At 41.2% G+C, this 14351-nt stretch carries 13 protein-coding genes; 9 read left to right on the top strand and 4 right to left on the bottom strand.

Annotated features, from left to right (window positions below):
• The first annotated feature begins 113 nt into the window (after window positions 1-113).
• The 6 genes from nrfE (at window position 114) to C9J48_RS02025 (ending at window position 5479) form a co-directional block, all read left to right on the top strand.
• The gene (gene nrfE / locus C9J48_RS02050; protein ID WP_006231342.1) at window positions 114-2162 is read left to right on the top strand and encodes a heme lyase NrfEFG subunit NrfE; all 2049 of its coding nucleotides are present in this window, start codon (window positions 114-116) and stop codon (window positions 2160-2162) included.
• A gap of 10 nt (window positions 2163-2172) precedes the next feature.
• Complete coding sequence (locus C9J48_RS02045; RefSeq protein WP_006231343.1) at window positions 2173-2700, top strand: DsbE family thiol:disulfide interchange protein; 528 nt, start codon at window positions 2173-2175, stop codon at window positions 2698-2700.
• A 2-nt stretch (window positions 2701-2702) separates the two neighbouring features.
• Window positions 2703-3191: a heme lyase NrfEFG subunit NrfF gene (gene nrfF / locus C9J48_RS02040; protein ID WP_006231344.1), complete on the top strand. Its 489-nt coding sequence runs from the start codon at window positions 2703-2705 to the stop codon at window positions 3189-3191.
• Window positions 3192-3344: 153 nt separating this feature from the next.
• Window positions 3345-4265, top strand: a complete 921-nt coding sequence (locus tag C9J48_RS02035) for a DMT family transporter (protein WP_006231346.1) — start codon at window positions 3345-3347, stop codon at window positions 4263-4265.
• A 73-nt stretch (window positions 4266-4338) separates the two neighbouring features.
• Window positions 4339-4860 carry a MerR family transcriptional regulator gene (locus C9J48_RS02030; RefSeq protein ID WP_006231348.1) on the top strand — a complete coding sequence of 174 codons (522 nt, stop codon included), beginning with the start codon at window positions 4339-4341 and terminating at the stop codon, window positions 4858-4860.
• 124 nt (window positions 4861-4984) lie between these two features.
• On the top strand, window positions 4985-5479 hold the full coding sequence (locus C9J48_RS02025; protein WP_107281030.1) for a peptidylprolyl isomerase: 495 nt from the start codon (window positions 4985-4987) through the stop codon (window positions 5477-5479).
• A gap of 158 nt (window positions 5480-5637) precedes the next feature.
• Here the strand turns inward: C9J48_RS02025 and C9J48_RS02020 are convergent, their stop codons facing one another.
• The 4 genes from C9J48_RS02020 to C9J48_RS02005 form a co-directional block, all read right to left on the bottom strand.
• Window positions 5638-6348 (bottom strand): RT0821/Lpp0805 family surface protein, encoded by a 711-nt coding sequence (locus C9J48_RS02020; protein WP_258191551.1) that lies wholly within the window; start codon window positions 6346-6348, stop codon window positions 5638-5640.
• A 155-nt stretch (window positions 6349-6503) separates the two neighbouring features.
• Complete coding sequence (locus C9J48_RS02015; protein WP_006231351.1) at window positions 6504-6704, bottom strand: hypothetical protein; 201 nt, start codon at window positions 6702-6704, stop codon at window positions 6504-6506.
• 227 nt (window positions 6705-6931) lie between these two features.
• Window positions 6932-9352 (bottom strand): beta-N-acetylhexosaminidase, encoded by a 2421-nt coding sequence (locus tag C9J48_RS02010; RefSeq protein ID WP_036803329.1) that lies wholly within the window; start codon window positions 9350-9352, stop codon window positions 6932-6934.
• Window positions 9353-9919: 567 nt separating this feature from the next.
• Complete coding sequence (locus tag C9J48_RS02005; RefSeq protein ID WP_006231353.1) at window positions 9920-11194, bottom strand: amino acid deaminase; 1275 nt, start codon at window positions 11192-11194, stop codon at window positions 9920-9922.
• Window positions 11195-11367: 173 nt separating this feature from the next.
• Between C9J48_RS02005 and C9J48_RS02000 the strand changes: the two genes are divergently transcribed.
• The 3 genes from C9J48_RS02000 to C9J48_RS01990 all read left to right on the top strand — a co-directional run bounded on the left by C9J48_RS02000 (window position 11368) and on the right by C9J48_RS01990 (window position 14261).
• Window positions 11368-12231 carry a MurR/RpiR family transcriptional regulator gene (locus C9J48_RS02000; protein WP_006231354.1) on the top strand — a complete coding sequence of 288 codons (864 nt, stop codon included), beginning with the start codon at window positions 11368-11370 and terminating at the stop codon, window positions 12229-12231.
• Between the two features lie 75 nt (window positions 12232-12306).
• A complete protein-coding gene (locus C9J48_RS01995) occupies window positions 12307-13746 on the top strand; it encodes an N-acyl-D-amino-acid deacylase family protein (protein WP_006231355.1) in 1440 nt (479 codons plus the stop codon).
• Window positions 13747-13868: 122 nt separating this feature from the next.
• The gene (locus C9J48_RS01990; RefSeq protein WP_006231357.1) at window positions 13869-14261 is read left to right on the top strand and encodes a RidA family protein; all 393 of its coding nucleotides are present in this window, start codon (window positions 13869-13871) and stop codon (window positions 14259-14261) included.
• Window positions 14262-14351: the final 90 nt, after the last annotated feature.

Below are 14351 nucleotides of genomic sequence, written 5' to 3'. Positions count from 1 at the left end.
TTTTCGTTTAAATTCCGCAGTTATTGATCAAATGCAAGGCGGGCGACAGTGTGTTACTGGAAGATGGAGAATAAATATTCCTACTACTTCTAGAGCATAAAAAAGGAAATTTAATGATCCCAGAAGTTGGACATTATGCATTAATACTTGGGTGTGTTTTCGCTGTATTAGGCGGAACAATCCCTTTGTATGGCCTTATTAAGAAAGACCCATATCTTATCCGCTATGCGTGGCCGTTAAGCTATGGTGCTTTTTTCGCTATCTCATCTTCTATCGTATTACTTGGCTACAGCTTTGCGGTTGATGATTTTTCGGTTGCGTATATCGCGCATCATTCTAATTCGCAACTTCCTCAAGTGTTTAAAATTGCCGCCGTATGGGGCGGACATGAAGGGTCATTTCTATTTTGGCTATTTTCACTTGCAGGTTGGAGCGCTGCTGTTGCATTTGTCTATCAGTACAAAGCCCCTTCAGGCGTTAATCAACCAGAAAAACAAGTGCAGCATGAAGCTTTTATCGGGCGGGTGTTGGTTGTTCTTTCTTTGTTAATTGCCGCATTTAGTTTGTTTACTTTATTTACCTCGAATCCTTTTTTACGTTTATTGCCAATACCGATGGAAGGGCGAGATTTAAATCCAATGTTGCAAGATGTGGGGCTGATTTTTCATCCACCTATGTTGTATCTAGGTTATGTCGGTTTTGCGGTGAGCTTCGCATTTGCCATTGCTGCGTTAACAACGTCGGCATCATCCGAACTGCCTTGGGCGGGCTGGAGTCGCCCTTGGGCATTAGCTGCGTGGGTGTTTCTAACCGGTGGTATTTCACTGGGTTCTTGGTGGGCATACTATGAACTGGGTTGGGGAGGTTGGTGGTTTTGGGATCCTGTCGAAAATGCCTCTTTAATGCCTTGGCTAACGGGTACCGCTTTACTGCATTCTTTGATAATGACTGAAAGACGAAATGCGTTAACCAGTTGGACATTATTGCTGTCGATCTTTACCTTTTCGTTAAGTTTACTCGGCACATTTATTGTTCGTTCTGGTGTACTAACGTCTGTGCACGCATTTGCTGTTGATCCAACCCGTGGTGTGGCGTTGTTAAGTATTCTAGGCGTGGTGCTGTTGAGTTCTTTGGCGTTGTTTGCTTTAAGGGGCGGTCAATATATTAAGCCCGTCCGGTTTGGATTCTTATCGCGTGAAGCAGCGTTCTTGGCGGGTAACAGTTTATTTGCCGTTGCGACGCTTACTATTTTACTTGGCACGTTTTATCCAATGATATTCCAAGCGTTTGGGTTGGGAAATATTTCAGTAGGAGCCCCGTATTTTAATAGCTTGTTCGTGCCATTAAGTTTCGTGGTTTTCGCAGTCATGGGTTTAGCACCACTGATAAAATGGAAGAATGCGACATCAGATAATTTCATCATGCGTATTATTGCCCCACTTTCTGCTTCTGTGGTCATTGGTGTTGCACTATCTGTGATGTTTGAACGAGGCATTAACCTTGTAGTCTGCGTCGCCTTTATCATGGCATTGTGGGTTACGTTAACGTCCTTACAGGCGCTTTATTTCGATCAAAAATCACGTAAGCATTGGAAATTTGATAGCCAATGCTGCCGCCAGCTCGCGATGGTGACCGCGCATATTGGTGTGGCTGTTGCGCTTGTGGGGGCAACGTTAGTCAGTTATTACGTTGAAGAAACTAATAATAGAATGGGGCCGGGTAGCCAATTAATTCTGGGTGATTATCAGTTTGAATACCAAGAAACGGAGTTATTAATTGGTCCGAATTACACCGCTGAACAAGCCAATATTGCAGTAACACGGATTAATGGCGTTGATAATGATGTTGAACGTATTGGTTTTATTAAGCCACAGCGTCGGCATTACACGGTGCGAACAATGAACATGAGTGAGCCGGGTATTCATTGGTTTTGGAAAGGTGATATTTATATAACGTTGGGTGACAAAATCAATAAGACAGATTACGCCGTGCGTATTCAATATAAGCCTTATGTTCGTTGGTTATGGATCGGTAGTTTGTTGATGATGTTGGGTGGTGCTATGGCTGTGCTTGCTCGTATTAGAATCATGGTAATGACTAAGAAGCTGCAGCGCCTTAGCCAAGAGGCAAAACTCACATCAACAATTATCATGTGGAAGTAGAGTAACTGTAATGAAAAAGACACGATTTATTCCATTGGTACTTGCTTCATTAGCTGGCATCTTGTTAGTAATAGGAATGAACAGTAAATCTGCTCCTACGGTGTCTCCTTTAGCGGATCGCCCTGTCCCTGATTTTGCTCTGCCTAGCTTGCAACAAGAGTTGGGTAACATTACTCAAGTTAGCTTGAAAGGCGAGGTACAACTGCTGAATGTTTGGGCGTCTTGGTGCAGTATTTGTAAGTCGGAGCATGCTTATTTACAGCAATTGGTAACAGAGCAGTCTTTAAGCATTATTGGATTAAATTATCGTGATGAACGTAAAGCAGCATTAAATGAATTAGCCCAAACAGGTAACCCTTATAAGAAAGTGATTTATGATCCTAAAGGATCGCTAGCATTAGATCTAGGGGTGTACGGCACACCAGAAACATACCTGATTGATGAAAATGGTATTATACGACACCGCTATGTAGGGGCATTAACACCGACTATTTGGGAGCAACAATTTGCGCCGTTAGTTGCCCAATTAAAGGAATAAGCATGATACGTCCCTATTTGAAACCACGCCAAGTGCCTTATTTAGGTTTTTTATTTGGTTTTGTAACATTGATATTAAGTGTGGTATCGCCTGTTCAAGCCAGTGGGGAGCAAATTTTTATTGCCGCTGATAGCCAGTTAATCGAATCGGTTGAAACCTTTCAATTTCGTTCTCCGCTTGAACATAAAAGGGCACTAGAATTAGCCAAAACCTTACGCTGCCCACAATGCCAGAATCAAAACCTGATTGAATCAAACTCACCAGTCGCAAAAGATTTACGTTTGAAAGTGTATCAAATGATCAATTCTGGCAGCACGGATCAAGAGGTCATTGAATTTATGACGAGCCGCTTTGGTGATTTCGTTTTGTATCAACCTAAGTTTACCCCTCAAACGTATGTACTATGGCTTGCTCCTTTTTTCATCTTACTTTTATTTGGCTTCTTAGGCATTCGATCTATCCGGTCGAATATGCGTGAAGATAAAAATTAGCCATATATACAACAGCGATCATATTTTCTCTTGACCTTGAAGTAGATAAAGTGAAACTAGAAAGGTATTAGATAAATAACGTCTCCCTTATTCGTTGACCCGTCTATAAGTGTAGGCTTTATCATCGCACCTCAGTTCATTATGAGGTCTGCAATGCTACTTTCTAAACGGCAATTTATTCCACAGCCTTTACTTTCATATTTCAAAACGTTACCTGCACCCATCAAAGGTATAGCATTGGCTTTGGCCTCCAATGCATTATTTGTCACTGTTGGGGCTTTAGTTCGAGTATTAAGTGAAAGCATTGATGTTTTTCAAATTTTATTTTTTCGACAATTGGTATTCGTGATCCTGTTGTTACCTTCAATCCTTGTTAATCTCGATGTGTTGATGAAACCGAAGATGGTTAAATTGCACTTATTAAGAGTAGCCGGGGCATTCGTTGCATTGTATTTTGGTTATCTTACGGTCAGTAATATTCCTTTCGCAGATGCAACAGCAATCGGTTTTACCAAGGTGATATTTGTTGCAATTATTTCTCGGTTATTTCTTACTGAGTCTGTGGGTTTATCACGTTTCGTTATGGTAGCTGTTGGCTTTGTAGGTGTAATGCTTGTTGTGCAACCTTCGATGAGCCAAGCATCGGAAGGTTATATCTTGATTGGCCTTACAGGTGCACTAGGGGCTGCAGTTGCTGTTATTTGTGTGAGAAAAATGGCAGCTACTGAACCTAGGGTGGCAGTGCTGACTTATCAAGCTATTTTTGTCGGTATTATTGCTTTAATACCGAGTTTGCTTTCTTGGCAGTGGCCAACGATGTACGAATTTACTCTTCTTATTCTGGTGGGGGTTATTTCTTCAATAGCTCAGTGGCTTGGAGTAACGGCCTATAAATGGGGGGAAGCAAACATTATTGCTAATGTCGAATATAGTCAGATGATTTATTCTTTGGCTCTCGGTTATTGGTTATTTACAGAAATCCCTAATAGCCTAGCAATAGTCGGAGTGTCGATTATTGTCGCAAGTGCATTAATACCTTACGCTTTAAAATATTGGGAAAAACAGATCCGATAAAGAGGAGAATAGTGATGATCGTAACTCGTATTGATTGTAGATTTTAAAAGTTAATTTAAGAAGTGAGCAGGCCATGTTAACGGTTAGCCAATTGGCGAAAATGTACCAAATATCACGTACGACTATTCTTTATTATGAAAGAGCTGGTTTGCTATTGCCAACGAGTCGTTCAGATAATGGTTACAGATGGTATGGCAAAAATGAGATGAAAAGGTTGGAAGCGATTATTGCTTACCGATCTTATGGGGTGTCTATTACCAACATTGCCCCTCTTCTTGAACGCCAAGATGATATGCCTCAAGAGCATATTTTGTGCGAGCAATTTAATTCTCTGGAACAAGAAATACAAAGGTTACGCCAGCAGAAAAAAGCGATCGTCACATTACTAGAACAACCCACATTATTAGAACAGAATAAACTAACAAAAGCGGCTTGGGTTGAAATTATGAAATCAGCAGGCCTTAATGAGCAAGACATGAAAAATTGGCATATACAGTTTGAAAAAATGGAGCCAGAGGCTCATCAAGAGTTTTTAGAGTCACTCAGTATCGATACCGAAGAAATTAATCGCATAAGGCACTGGTCAAAGGGCTAATTCAATTCATCAATTGAAGCGTAACGTTAAAGTAAACGCATTGACTCTAATTAGGCACTACAGTTGTAAGCTGTGATTGCGTATACTGACAATACTGAATTTATACCCACATAGTGCAGCAAATATGATTGTTTTCACCACCAATTTTGGCGATATTGAGATTGAACTTGATATGAAGCAAACGCCAGTTAGCTCAAGAAACTTTTTAAAGTATTGCCAAGATGGTTTTTATGATGGCACTATTTTCCACCGAGTTATAAAAGGTTTCATGATCCAAGGTGGTGGATTTACTGTCGACATGCAAGAGAAGCCGACACGTGATGCTATTGTGAATGAAGCGAATCGTGGACTTAAAAATGTCGTTGGTAGCCTAGCAATGGCGCGAACAGATGCACCACATTCGGCGACTGGGCAATTTTTTATTAACCTAGATGATAACGACTTTCTTGATTACACAGCCACGTCCAATGCTGGATGGGGTTATGCGGTATTTGGAAAGGTTAGCGCAGGTATGGATGTTGTTAATGCGATTGCTAATGCGAAAACAACCTCTAAATACGGTCATGATGATGTACCGTGTGAAGCTATCATTGTTGAAAAAGTAACGATTACAGAATAACGTTGCTGTGTCTAATATATAATTTAAACCATTAGCGACTGCTGGTGGTAAACGGAACGTTAGACATTAAATTAAAAATGTAAAAGGAGGCATTATATTAATTATGCCTCTTTTTTAATATGTATTCGTCCAATAAAGCGTCACTTAGCTATGAACAGTTAACTACCCGTCGATACTATTTCCCACGATCCATCCTGATTTTGACAAGCCGTACCGTAAGCATTTTCATTTTCGCCACCAACGGTGATCTTTTGCTGGAATTCACGGCAATAACGACCGCTGGTTGTTGTACCTTCACGTGTCGCCGTGACTGAACCTGATGCGCCGCCGTCACTCCAGTTAATTTGTTCATTAATAGGAGCTGTTGTGGCTTTCACCTGCGCTGCTTCGTGTTCTCTTTCTTGTTGTTCATTAAGGTTATCAAGCAGTTTTAACGTTATTGCGGTGAATGCTAACCATTTCCATGCATCGTTATCATTGTAGTAATTTCCATAACCATAATAGACATGACCATGCGGGCGCACTACAACGACATTACGGTAAGTGCGGTGTCGGTTTGAGGGAACAACAACGGTATTATGCCGATTATTATTGATGACAACGTTATTGTTTTTATTGACGTGATTAATATTCACATCTTTATTTTTAATCTTTATGTCATTGCTTTTAACGTTGTTTTGTATGTTCTTATTCACCCGTGCCGAATCTTGCCTGTGAAGTGGACGATTTTTAAGGTCGCCTTTTTTATCTGCAAATCTTCCTTCATTAGCAGACGCTATTTGAGGTATAAAGGTCATGGAGACAATAGAACTTAATATTATGGCACGCAAAAAAATGCATTTAACCATTTGAAATATAGCCTTTTTCATTACTTTTTATCCTCAAGTTAAATCTTAAGTTTTAAGTATAGTGAAGTGTTTGAATTTTATTTGAATTAGACGATAAACGATTCTTTGAAGGTGCTCTGAGCGAGGTATAAACGCTCAGAGATAGAGTATAGAAACTGAGTGAGGCTATGAATACTCTACGCTAATACGTAAGCAATCAACCCTAAAAATGTTAAGCAAGCACCACCGAAGAAACCAAACTCAATACGCTTTTCTATAACGCATTTAACGTGTTCTTTTTTTACTGTAAGCATCATAAATAAACAACCGCCTGCCAGTGCAAAAAGCAGTACGCCTATACTGAATAATCCGGCTTGTAAAAAATCGATAAGTTCCATGGCTATTTTTCCTTTCTGACAATTTACTAATGCGTACCTAATTGTTAACCCTATACTTTTTATGGGCTTTGTGGCACGTCTATTATGTTGAGTGGCATCGATAATACACGTTAAATAGTTGGGCGCAATGACTGAAAGGTAGGATGGGATCTGGTGGGTAATAAAAAGCCCCTGAGCGTTGAGGAACAAATCGGTCAAGGGCTTTATGGCTCATTTAGCAATCTTGGTTAGTACGCTGCATGTAGTAGCATTTCGACAGGGTAAGCCGCTGATACCACCACTTCATCTTGAATTTGCTGTGCGTCGTTAAGTAGTTTTTTAGCTGACTCCAGCTCGTTGGCTGTTAAGGGTTTCCCAGTTTCAATTTGCTTAATAAGATCAAGCCCCAGTTGCGAAACTTGAGTAACATGCTTAACAACTGGCTTTATGTCTTTTAATAAATAGTTACCGTCGATCATTGTTACCAACGCGTCATTGTTATCGATCCAGCTTTGCAGTTGTTCAACTATTTGTATTTTCGCAGTGGAATCTTTCGGATTCACAATAAATGCCGTTACGTTCTTATTCAATTGGCGAACTTCAAGGCTTTCTGGTGGAAGTGCATCTGCAAAACGGTTTAAGGGATCAAATCGGTCATAATTTTCATATGTCGATTTTTCGTGGTGACGGTGATAGTACTGTGCTTGTTCAACGGCTTCTGCCAATACTTGCAGTGGTCGAATATCTTTACCATTAGCGAGGCGTTTCATGCCAACTAAAGCATTCCATTCATGCTGTAAGCCGACAGAAACGGTGGCCCAGTTACCCATCGTTTCCATGCGTTCATACATGCTGTCTACATCAGTAATATTTTCAGCAGACCACAAGCGTTCAGCAATAACGTAAGATCGCGGCCACATGCGAAGATCAATGGTGTCATACTTAACATTTTCTGCCCATAGAGTAACTTCGCCGCCTAGGATCAGGTGTTCTTGCTCTTTCTTTAATGCGACAGGATAGGGTGCTGTTGGGTATTTGCTGTTCTCAATATCAGTGCCAGCAATTTTCTGACCAGTCATTGTGTATTGTGCGTTACCTACAACCATATGCCCGGTGAGTTTCCCATCTTGTAACTCAACACGCGGTTTGGTTTGCCCCATCCAGGAATCCATCCAGAAAGAGGTAATACCCTGGGTGGTTTCAATATCAAAGACAGCACGACGTGAACGGCCTTTGTAATCAATAAAGCCACGGCGAGTACCATCTTTAGCTGTGATTAGCGTAAATGTGCCTGTTACGGCACTGCCTCGTTTACGTGGTGCTTCAAATTGCCACGTTTCCCAGCTTTCATCTGTGTGTACTTTATCATCAACCTGTAAAGGTTTAGGCATTGGATCGTTACGGTAATGCATGGCTGCGGGTTGTGCTTGATCGATGTAATATCCCGTAGATAGAATACCTTGATAGCCATCATTGGCGGACTCACCTAATGAATCGTGTCCACGCCAAGATTGGATCACGATACTTTTTGGTAGGTCAGGGTGGTAAGTTTCATCCCAACCAATCATTTTACGATCGTGTTTTTTAAGAATCTCTTCCACTTCTTGGTTAAAGTACGCGTGTAGCTCGAGTGCATCCTTTAGTCCTTTCTCGGCCATAAATACTTGTATGGCCTTGCTGTTATTCCATTGCTTTGGATTTACTTCATCGCCACCAATGTGAATGTATTTATCTGGGAATAATTCAGTGACTTCACCAATAATTTTATCAATGAAGGTATATACCTCAGGTTTTGTTGGATCGAGTAAGGGTTCATGTACACCCCATTTACGTTCGATTTTATACTCTTTTATTTCGGTCATTAGCTCTGGGTAAGCCGCAGCAATTGCTGATGCATGGCCAGGCAAGTCGACTTCTGGGATCACACGTATGCCAAGATTTTTAGCATAAGCTACAACGTCTTTAATTTGTTCGCGAGTATAGTAAAGACCGTCAGACCCTTTTTCGTGTAGGTTGGGGTAGGCCAAAGATTCAATACGCCAGCCTTGATCGTCAGTTAGGTGCCAATGGAAGGTATTAAATTTTGCAGAAGCTAAACCATCAATTTGACGTTTAATATCATTAACCGGAATGAAGTGGCGTGATGTATCAATTAACGCACCACGCCATGGAAAGCGAGGTGAGTCTTCGATGCTAACTGCCGGTACTTCAGCACCATTAGGTGTGTTTTGTAATAGCTGTAAGAATGTTTCGATGCCATGCAATGCTCCATAAGGTGTGTTGGCATTAAGAACTGCTTGGGTACTGCTGACATCTAGGCTGTAACTTTCATCTTCTTTTTCTTGTTGAACATCTGTAGGAGCGCCAGCTTTAACATTGATAATTAACTGGGGTGTTTTATTAGCTGCTTGAATGGGCGTGGTTAAGAAGAAACCTGTTTGGCGTTCAATACGATTATTTAAACGTTGTACGGCAGACTCTAATCGCTCTGATGTGAATCCGGTTAATTTAGCCGAAAAATTACGGTCAACAACTAGCCCATTTGAATCACTCAATGTAACTTGCTGAGGGTAGGGCATAAGGTGAAGATCAGTATTAGGTTTATCAGCTAATGCAGGAAATGCCGATATAATTAACGATAAAGAAAGTGCCAAAGGTTTCATCTTCATGTGTAGCCTCGGAATATATAAGGTTAGCAGTAATGGCTAACAAAATTGAATGCATACTTAAAAGGAATTAATAACTGAGACAGTCAGTTACTACGTGTTAGTAACTATCATATCTTCTTGTTGTAATATTTATCAAATTGTCACTCGTGAAAAAGTAACATCGATATAATCATTTATTATCAGTTGGTTACCTTGGTTATGGTGTGTTGTTTGATAGTTTCTAACTCGGTATTTTTAGCGCGATGTGATCATCTTCAATAAATAAATACATTTTAAAAGTAATCAAATTTATAGCGGGTTTAAATATGTCTAAATGTATCGGGAAATAGGTATTTAAAGCTAAAAGGTGTGATCTTAATTCATTCATTACGATGTTATGACGAGACTTTTTTTAATGACACTATTTGTTTTATTTTTTTGTGATGTTAGTTTTCATTAAATTGCTCAATAAAAAGCCCTAGCATTAAAATGTTAGGGCTTATTGTTATATTACTTTTGATAAAGTAAGCCTAAAAACCGAGCCGTTAATATCAATTTATAAAGGCACACTTCTTATAAACGTGCTGATTAAAAACACGTCTCAACAAACTGAGTCACGGAATGCTCATCATCTGATACGCAGAGATACTTCCACTTATCAAAGGTTAAGCAAGGGTGAGAGGTTGAAAATGCAATCATGTCGCCCACTTTCAAATCTACACCATCGGGTACAGTAACAAAGATATGTTGATCCATGATTGCCGTCGCGACTAAGCCTTTAACTGAAATAGCTTCACCGTTACGGTAACCTCGTTCCGGAATAGGTAAGCCTGCATCGAATGCGACATCCCGTTTACCTAGTCCAATCACCGCTTTATTGGTTTCTGGACGCGATAAAACATACGCCCATACTTCCAATGCAGATTCTAAGTTACCACCTAGTTCACATGCGTAGCCGTGATTTTGTTCTGCGCGGCCCATTACAAGGTTCTGTGCATCTTCATAAATGCCTGTGTCATGAATAACGTAGCAGCCAGGTCGAATAATGGCTGTTAAGTGCAGGCAGGCTGCAAAACTTTCAGCGACTACGTCATACCATGCTGAACCTGCGCCGGTAATGATCGGATTGGTATCTGTAATTAATTTTTCTTCAATCAATAATTCAACGGTTTGAATTGTTTGAGCTAAAAATTGGCGAATATCTTGCTCTGCGTTATCGCCGTGTATTACTCCTTCATAGACTTCAATACCCGCTAAGTTTAATGCGGGTAGATTATTTATATGATGGGCTAAAGTAATGACTTCTTCTGGGGTACGACAACCACATCGACCACCTTCAACACCTGCTTCGATCAATACGTTTAAGGTTATTTCTACATCAACAAAGAACTGATTTAGCTGATCGACGTTATCAGTTGAATCGACACAACAGTAGAAGTTAACACCATTCTGTTGAATAACATTTGCCACCATTCCCATGTTGGCTTTGCCCACTAATTGATTCGCCATCATGATGTTTTCAGCACCACCTTCGGCAGCAGCTTGTACATGTGGTGCAGTGGCGACCGTTAATCCCCATGCGCCAGCTTGTAGCTGTTGTTCGAAAAATGCTGGCGTCATGGTGGTTTTACCATGTGGCGACAACTTTACTTGATGATGATTGGCGAACGTTTGCATCCACTCCATGTTATTGGTGAGGGCACTTTGTTTAATTACAGCTGCTGGAAGACTGATATCTTCGTTAATTAAGCTGTATTTCCCATCAGGTTTTTCGCTTGACCACACACCTTTGGTGCCCGGCGAGAATTTTTTGTGATGAGTGTCTTGGTATTTACTAACATGCTTTTTATTTAATTGGTTCATTCTTTATTCTCCTAACATGGCTCTCAGGCCTTGCTGTTATTGCTCTTTGGCGAGTTGATGATATTTGGTATGTTAGAAACTATCAAACATTGAATTGCTTTTTGTGCTGTTTCTCACTGTTTTGGCAAGGTGATGTGAATAAGATTTGTGGTGTCGAGAGGAAGGTGATAACCGTGACTATCGAAGTCGATATTGTTTCAAGAATTACAGAACGTTTCTCGCAATTGCGAGATGCAGAGAAGAAAGTGGCGAAGCTAGTAATAGACGATTTAGCGTCAGCAGCGAATGCCAGTATTAGCCAATTGGCTGATGAAGCAGGCGTAAGTGAGGCAACCATTACGCGGTTTGCAAAAGCGGTTGGATGTAAAAATGTACGTGATTTAAAAATGAAATTAGCGCAGTCGATTGCAATAGGTCAGCGCTTTATTCATGAAAGCCCTGACCAGTCAGGCATTCAAGGGGTTTATGAGTCGATCAAAAATGTGATCAACATAAACCGTAAAGTGGTCAACGAAGAAGACATTGCAACGGTTGTGGAAATGCTGCAAGGGGCAAGACAAGTGCTGTCGATTGGCATGGGTGGAGGCTCCACTATGTTATCGCAAGAACTGCAGTTTCGTTTATTCCGTTTAGGGTACGCAGTGACGGCTTATAACGATGGCTTACTTGCTCGAATGGTTGCATCAACCGCAGACAGTAGCGATGTAATGGTGGTGATTTCGGCAACGGGTTTTACCCCCGAAGTGGTCGAGCCAGCCTCTATTGCAAAGCAATATGGATTGAAAGTGATAGCCATTACAGCGCCAAACTCACCATTGGCTGAAATAAGTGATGTGGTATTGCCTGTTGTGATTCAAGAAACAGATTTTATCTACAAACCATCGGCTTCACGTTACGCAATGATGGCGCTGATTGATGTGATATCAACAGAACTGGCATTAAGTCATAAGCGTCGTTCTCGAGACCGATTACGTCGTTTGAAGTTGGCACTTGATAGTCATCGCGGTGGTTTGGATAGACAGCCTTTAGGCGATTAAACGCAGTTTGAAGTAACCGTTTTGGCGACATTATTCGAACTGTAAATGTTAACCATTTTAAGTAAAGGAAAACACATGCAGTTCGATACCGTATTCCGGAATGTTCAAGTTGTAGACGGGACTGGTGCCGATGCATACAACGCTGATGTTGCAATTAAAGGGGATCGTATTGTAGCTATTGGTGATCTCGCTGGCTGCGATACGCAATGCCTAATCGATGGAGAAGGCCAAACGTTAGCGCCTGGTTTTATTGATGTGCATACGCATGATGATACTAACGTTATTCGTTATCCAGAATGTTTACCTAAGATCAGCCAAGGTGTAACAACAGTAATCGTAGGCAACTGTGGGATCAGTGCTTCACCAGCAATATTAGCGAACGATCCGCCAGATCCTATGAACTTGTTGGGTCAGAAAGACGATTTTAAATACCCAAGTTTTAAGAGTTATGCAGAAGCCGTTCAACACGCTCAACCTGCCGTGAATGTGGCTGCATTAGTAGGGCATACCACATTGCGTAACAACGAAATGGATGACTTGCACCGCTCTGCAACATCCTCTGAAATTGCACTGATGAAAAGTAAACTACACGACGCAATGTCGCAAGGGGCATTGGGGTTAAGTTCGGGTTTAGCGTATGCCAGTGCTCAGAAAGCACCGACTGAAGAAGTAATGGCATTGGTAGAAGAGTTAGCTGCATTTGACGGTATTTATACCACGCATATGCGCACTGAATTTGAACAAATTTTAGGTGCGATGGATGAAGCATTCCGCACAGGTAAACACGGTAAAGTACCCGTCGTTATCTCTCACCTTAAATGTGCAGGGGCCGGTAACTGGGGACGTACCGTAGAAGTTTTAGATGTAATGGAAAAAACGGCAAAGCATCAAGATGTCTCATGTGATTGTTACCCGTATTCCGCGAGTTCATCGACTTTAGATTTAAAGCAAGTGACCGATGAAATAGATATTTTTATTACTTGGTCTGAAGCATACCCAGAGCATGCCGGCAAGATGCTAAAGCAAATTGCAATAGAAATGGCACTTCCCTTAATGGACGCTGCGAAAAAACTGCAACCTGCAGGTGCTGTTTATCACTGCATGGATGAAGCCGATGTAGAGCGCGTATTGAAATACCGTTTAACCATGGTGGGATCAGATGGACTACCGAATGACCCGCATCCGCATCCGCGTTTATGGGGCACATTCCCGAAAGTCTTGGGGTATTACAGCCGCGAACGCCAGCTATTTTCTTTGGCTGAAGCCGTTCATAAGATGACGGGCATGTCGGCAAAACGCTATTGCCTCACTGACCGAGGAGAAATAAAAGAAGGTGCCTACGCTGACCTTGTTTTATTTAATCCAACAGAAATTAAAGATGCAGCTACTTTTGAAAACCCAATTGCAAAAGCGAAAGGAATCGACGCCGTTATGGTGAATGGCTGCATCAGTTATCAAAAAGGCGAAGTAGACGCGCAGCGTTATGGTCGCTTTCTTTACCGTCATCAACGCTAACGTTTATGACGTATTAACAAGGCCGTCGAGAAATTGCTATCAAATAGAGATTTGAAATAAAGCATAGATTTCACTGCCATCAATTCATGTAAATTTTAATAGAAAGAAGTTGGAGAAATATTATGACAATCAAACGCTACGGCATCGAAGGCGGAACGGGTACAGGCGGTCAACATCTTCCATTTGCACGTGCAACGGAAGCGGGTGGTTTCCTTTACGTATCTGGTCAAACACCAATGACAGATGGCGAAGTGATTGAAGGCGGTATTGTTGACCAGTCTCGTTTAGCGATTCAAAACTGTGTCGACATTATGGAAGAAGCAGGTTACGCCCTGAAAGACGTTGTACACGTAAAAGTAGTACTGACGGATTCACGTTACTTCCAATCGTTCAATAAAGTGTTTAAAGAATTTTTCGGCGAGAACCCACCTGCACGTATTTGTATGGTGTGTGATCTTGTTGTTGATGTGAAAGTTGAGGTTGATGTGACGTGCTATCGCGATGATCGCCGTTAATTAATAACAGCTAGATTCAAAGTAACACTGTAAAAAATAGAAGCTAGCCAGTGTGTGATGAAGCCAAGATATTCGTTGAGCAAAGACTCA

The sequence above is a fragment of the Photobacterium profundum genome (assembly GCF_003026285.1).
Classification (GTDB): domain Bacteria; phylum Pseudomonadota; class Gammaproteobacteria; order Enterobacterales; family Vibrionaceae; genus Photobacterium; species Photobacterium profundum.
This window is presented reverse-complemented; position numbering and strand designations above follow the sequence as displayed.

Coding starts and splice junctions, on each gene's coding strand:
- nrfE (WP_006231342.1), top strand. CDS start 114: ATGATCCCAGAAGTTGGACATTATGCATTAATACTTGGGTGTGTTTTC.
- C9J48_RS02045 (WP_006231343.1), top strand. CDS start 2,173: ATGAAAAAGACACGATTTATTCCATTGGTACTTGCTTCATTAGCTGGC.
- nrfF (WP_006231344.1), top strand. CDS start 2,703: ATGATACGTCCCTATTTGAAACCACGCCAAGTGCCTTATTTAGGTTTT.
- C9J48_RS02035 (WP_006231346.1), top strand. CDS start 3,345: ATGCTACTTTCTAAACGGCAATTTATTCCACAGCCTTTACTTTCATAT.
- C9J48_RS02030 (WP_006231348.1), top strand. CDS start 4,339: ATGTTAACGGTTAGCCAATTGGCGAAAATGTACCAAATATCACGTACG.
- C9J48_RS02025 (WP_107281030.1), top strand. CDS start 4,985: ATGATTGTTTTCACCACCAATTTTGGCGATATTGAGATTGAACTTGAT.
- C9J48_RS02020 (WP_258191551.1), bottom strand. CDS start 6,348: ATGAAAAAGGCTATATTTCAAATGGTTAAATGCATTTTTTTGCGTGCC.
- C9J48_RS02015 (WP_006231351.1), bottom strand. CDS start 6,704: ATGGAACTTATCGATTTTTTACAAGCCGGATTATTCAGTATAGGCGTA.
- C9J48_RS02010 (WP_036803329.1), bottom strand. CDS start 9,352: ATGAAGATGAAACCTTTGGCACTTTCTTTATCGTTAATTATATCGGCA.
- C9J48_RS02005 (WP_006231353.1), bottom strand. CDS start 11,194: ATGAACCAATTAAATAAAAAGCATGTTAGTAAATACCAAGACACTCAT.
- C9J48_RS01995 (WP_006231355.1), top strand. CDS start 12,307: ATGCAGTTCGATACCGTATTCCGGAATGTTCAAGTTGTAGACGGGACT.
- C9J48_RS01990 (WP_006231357.1), top strand. CDS start 13,869: ATGACAATCAAACGCTACGGCATCGAAGGCGGAACGGGTACAGGCGGT.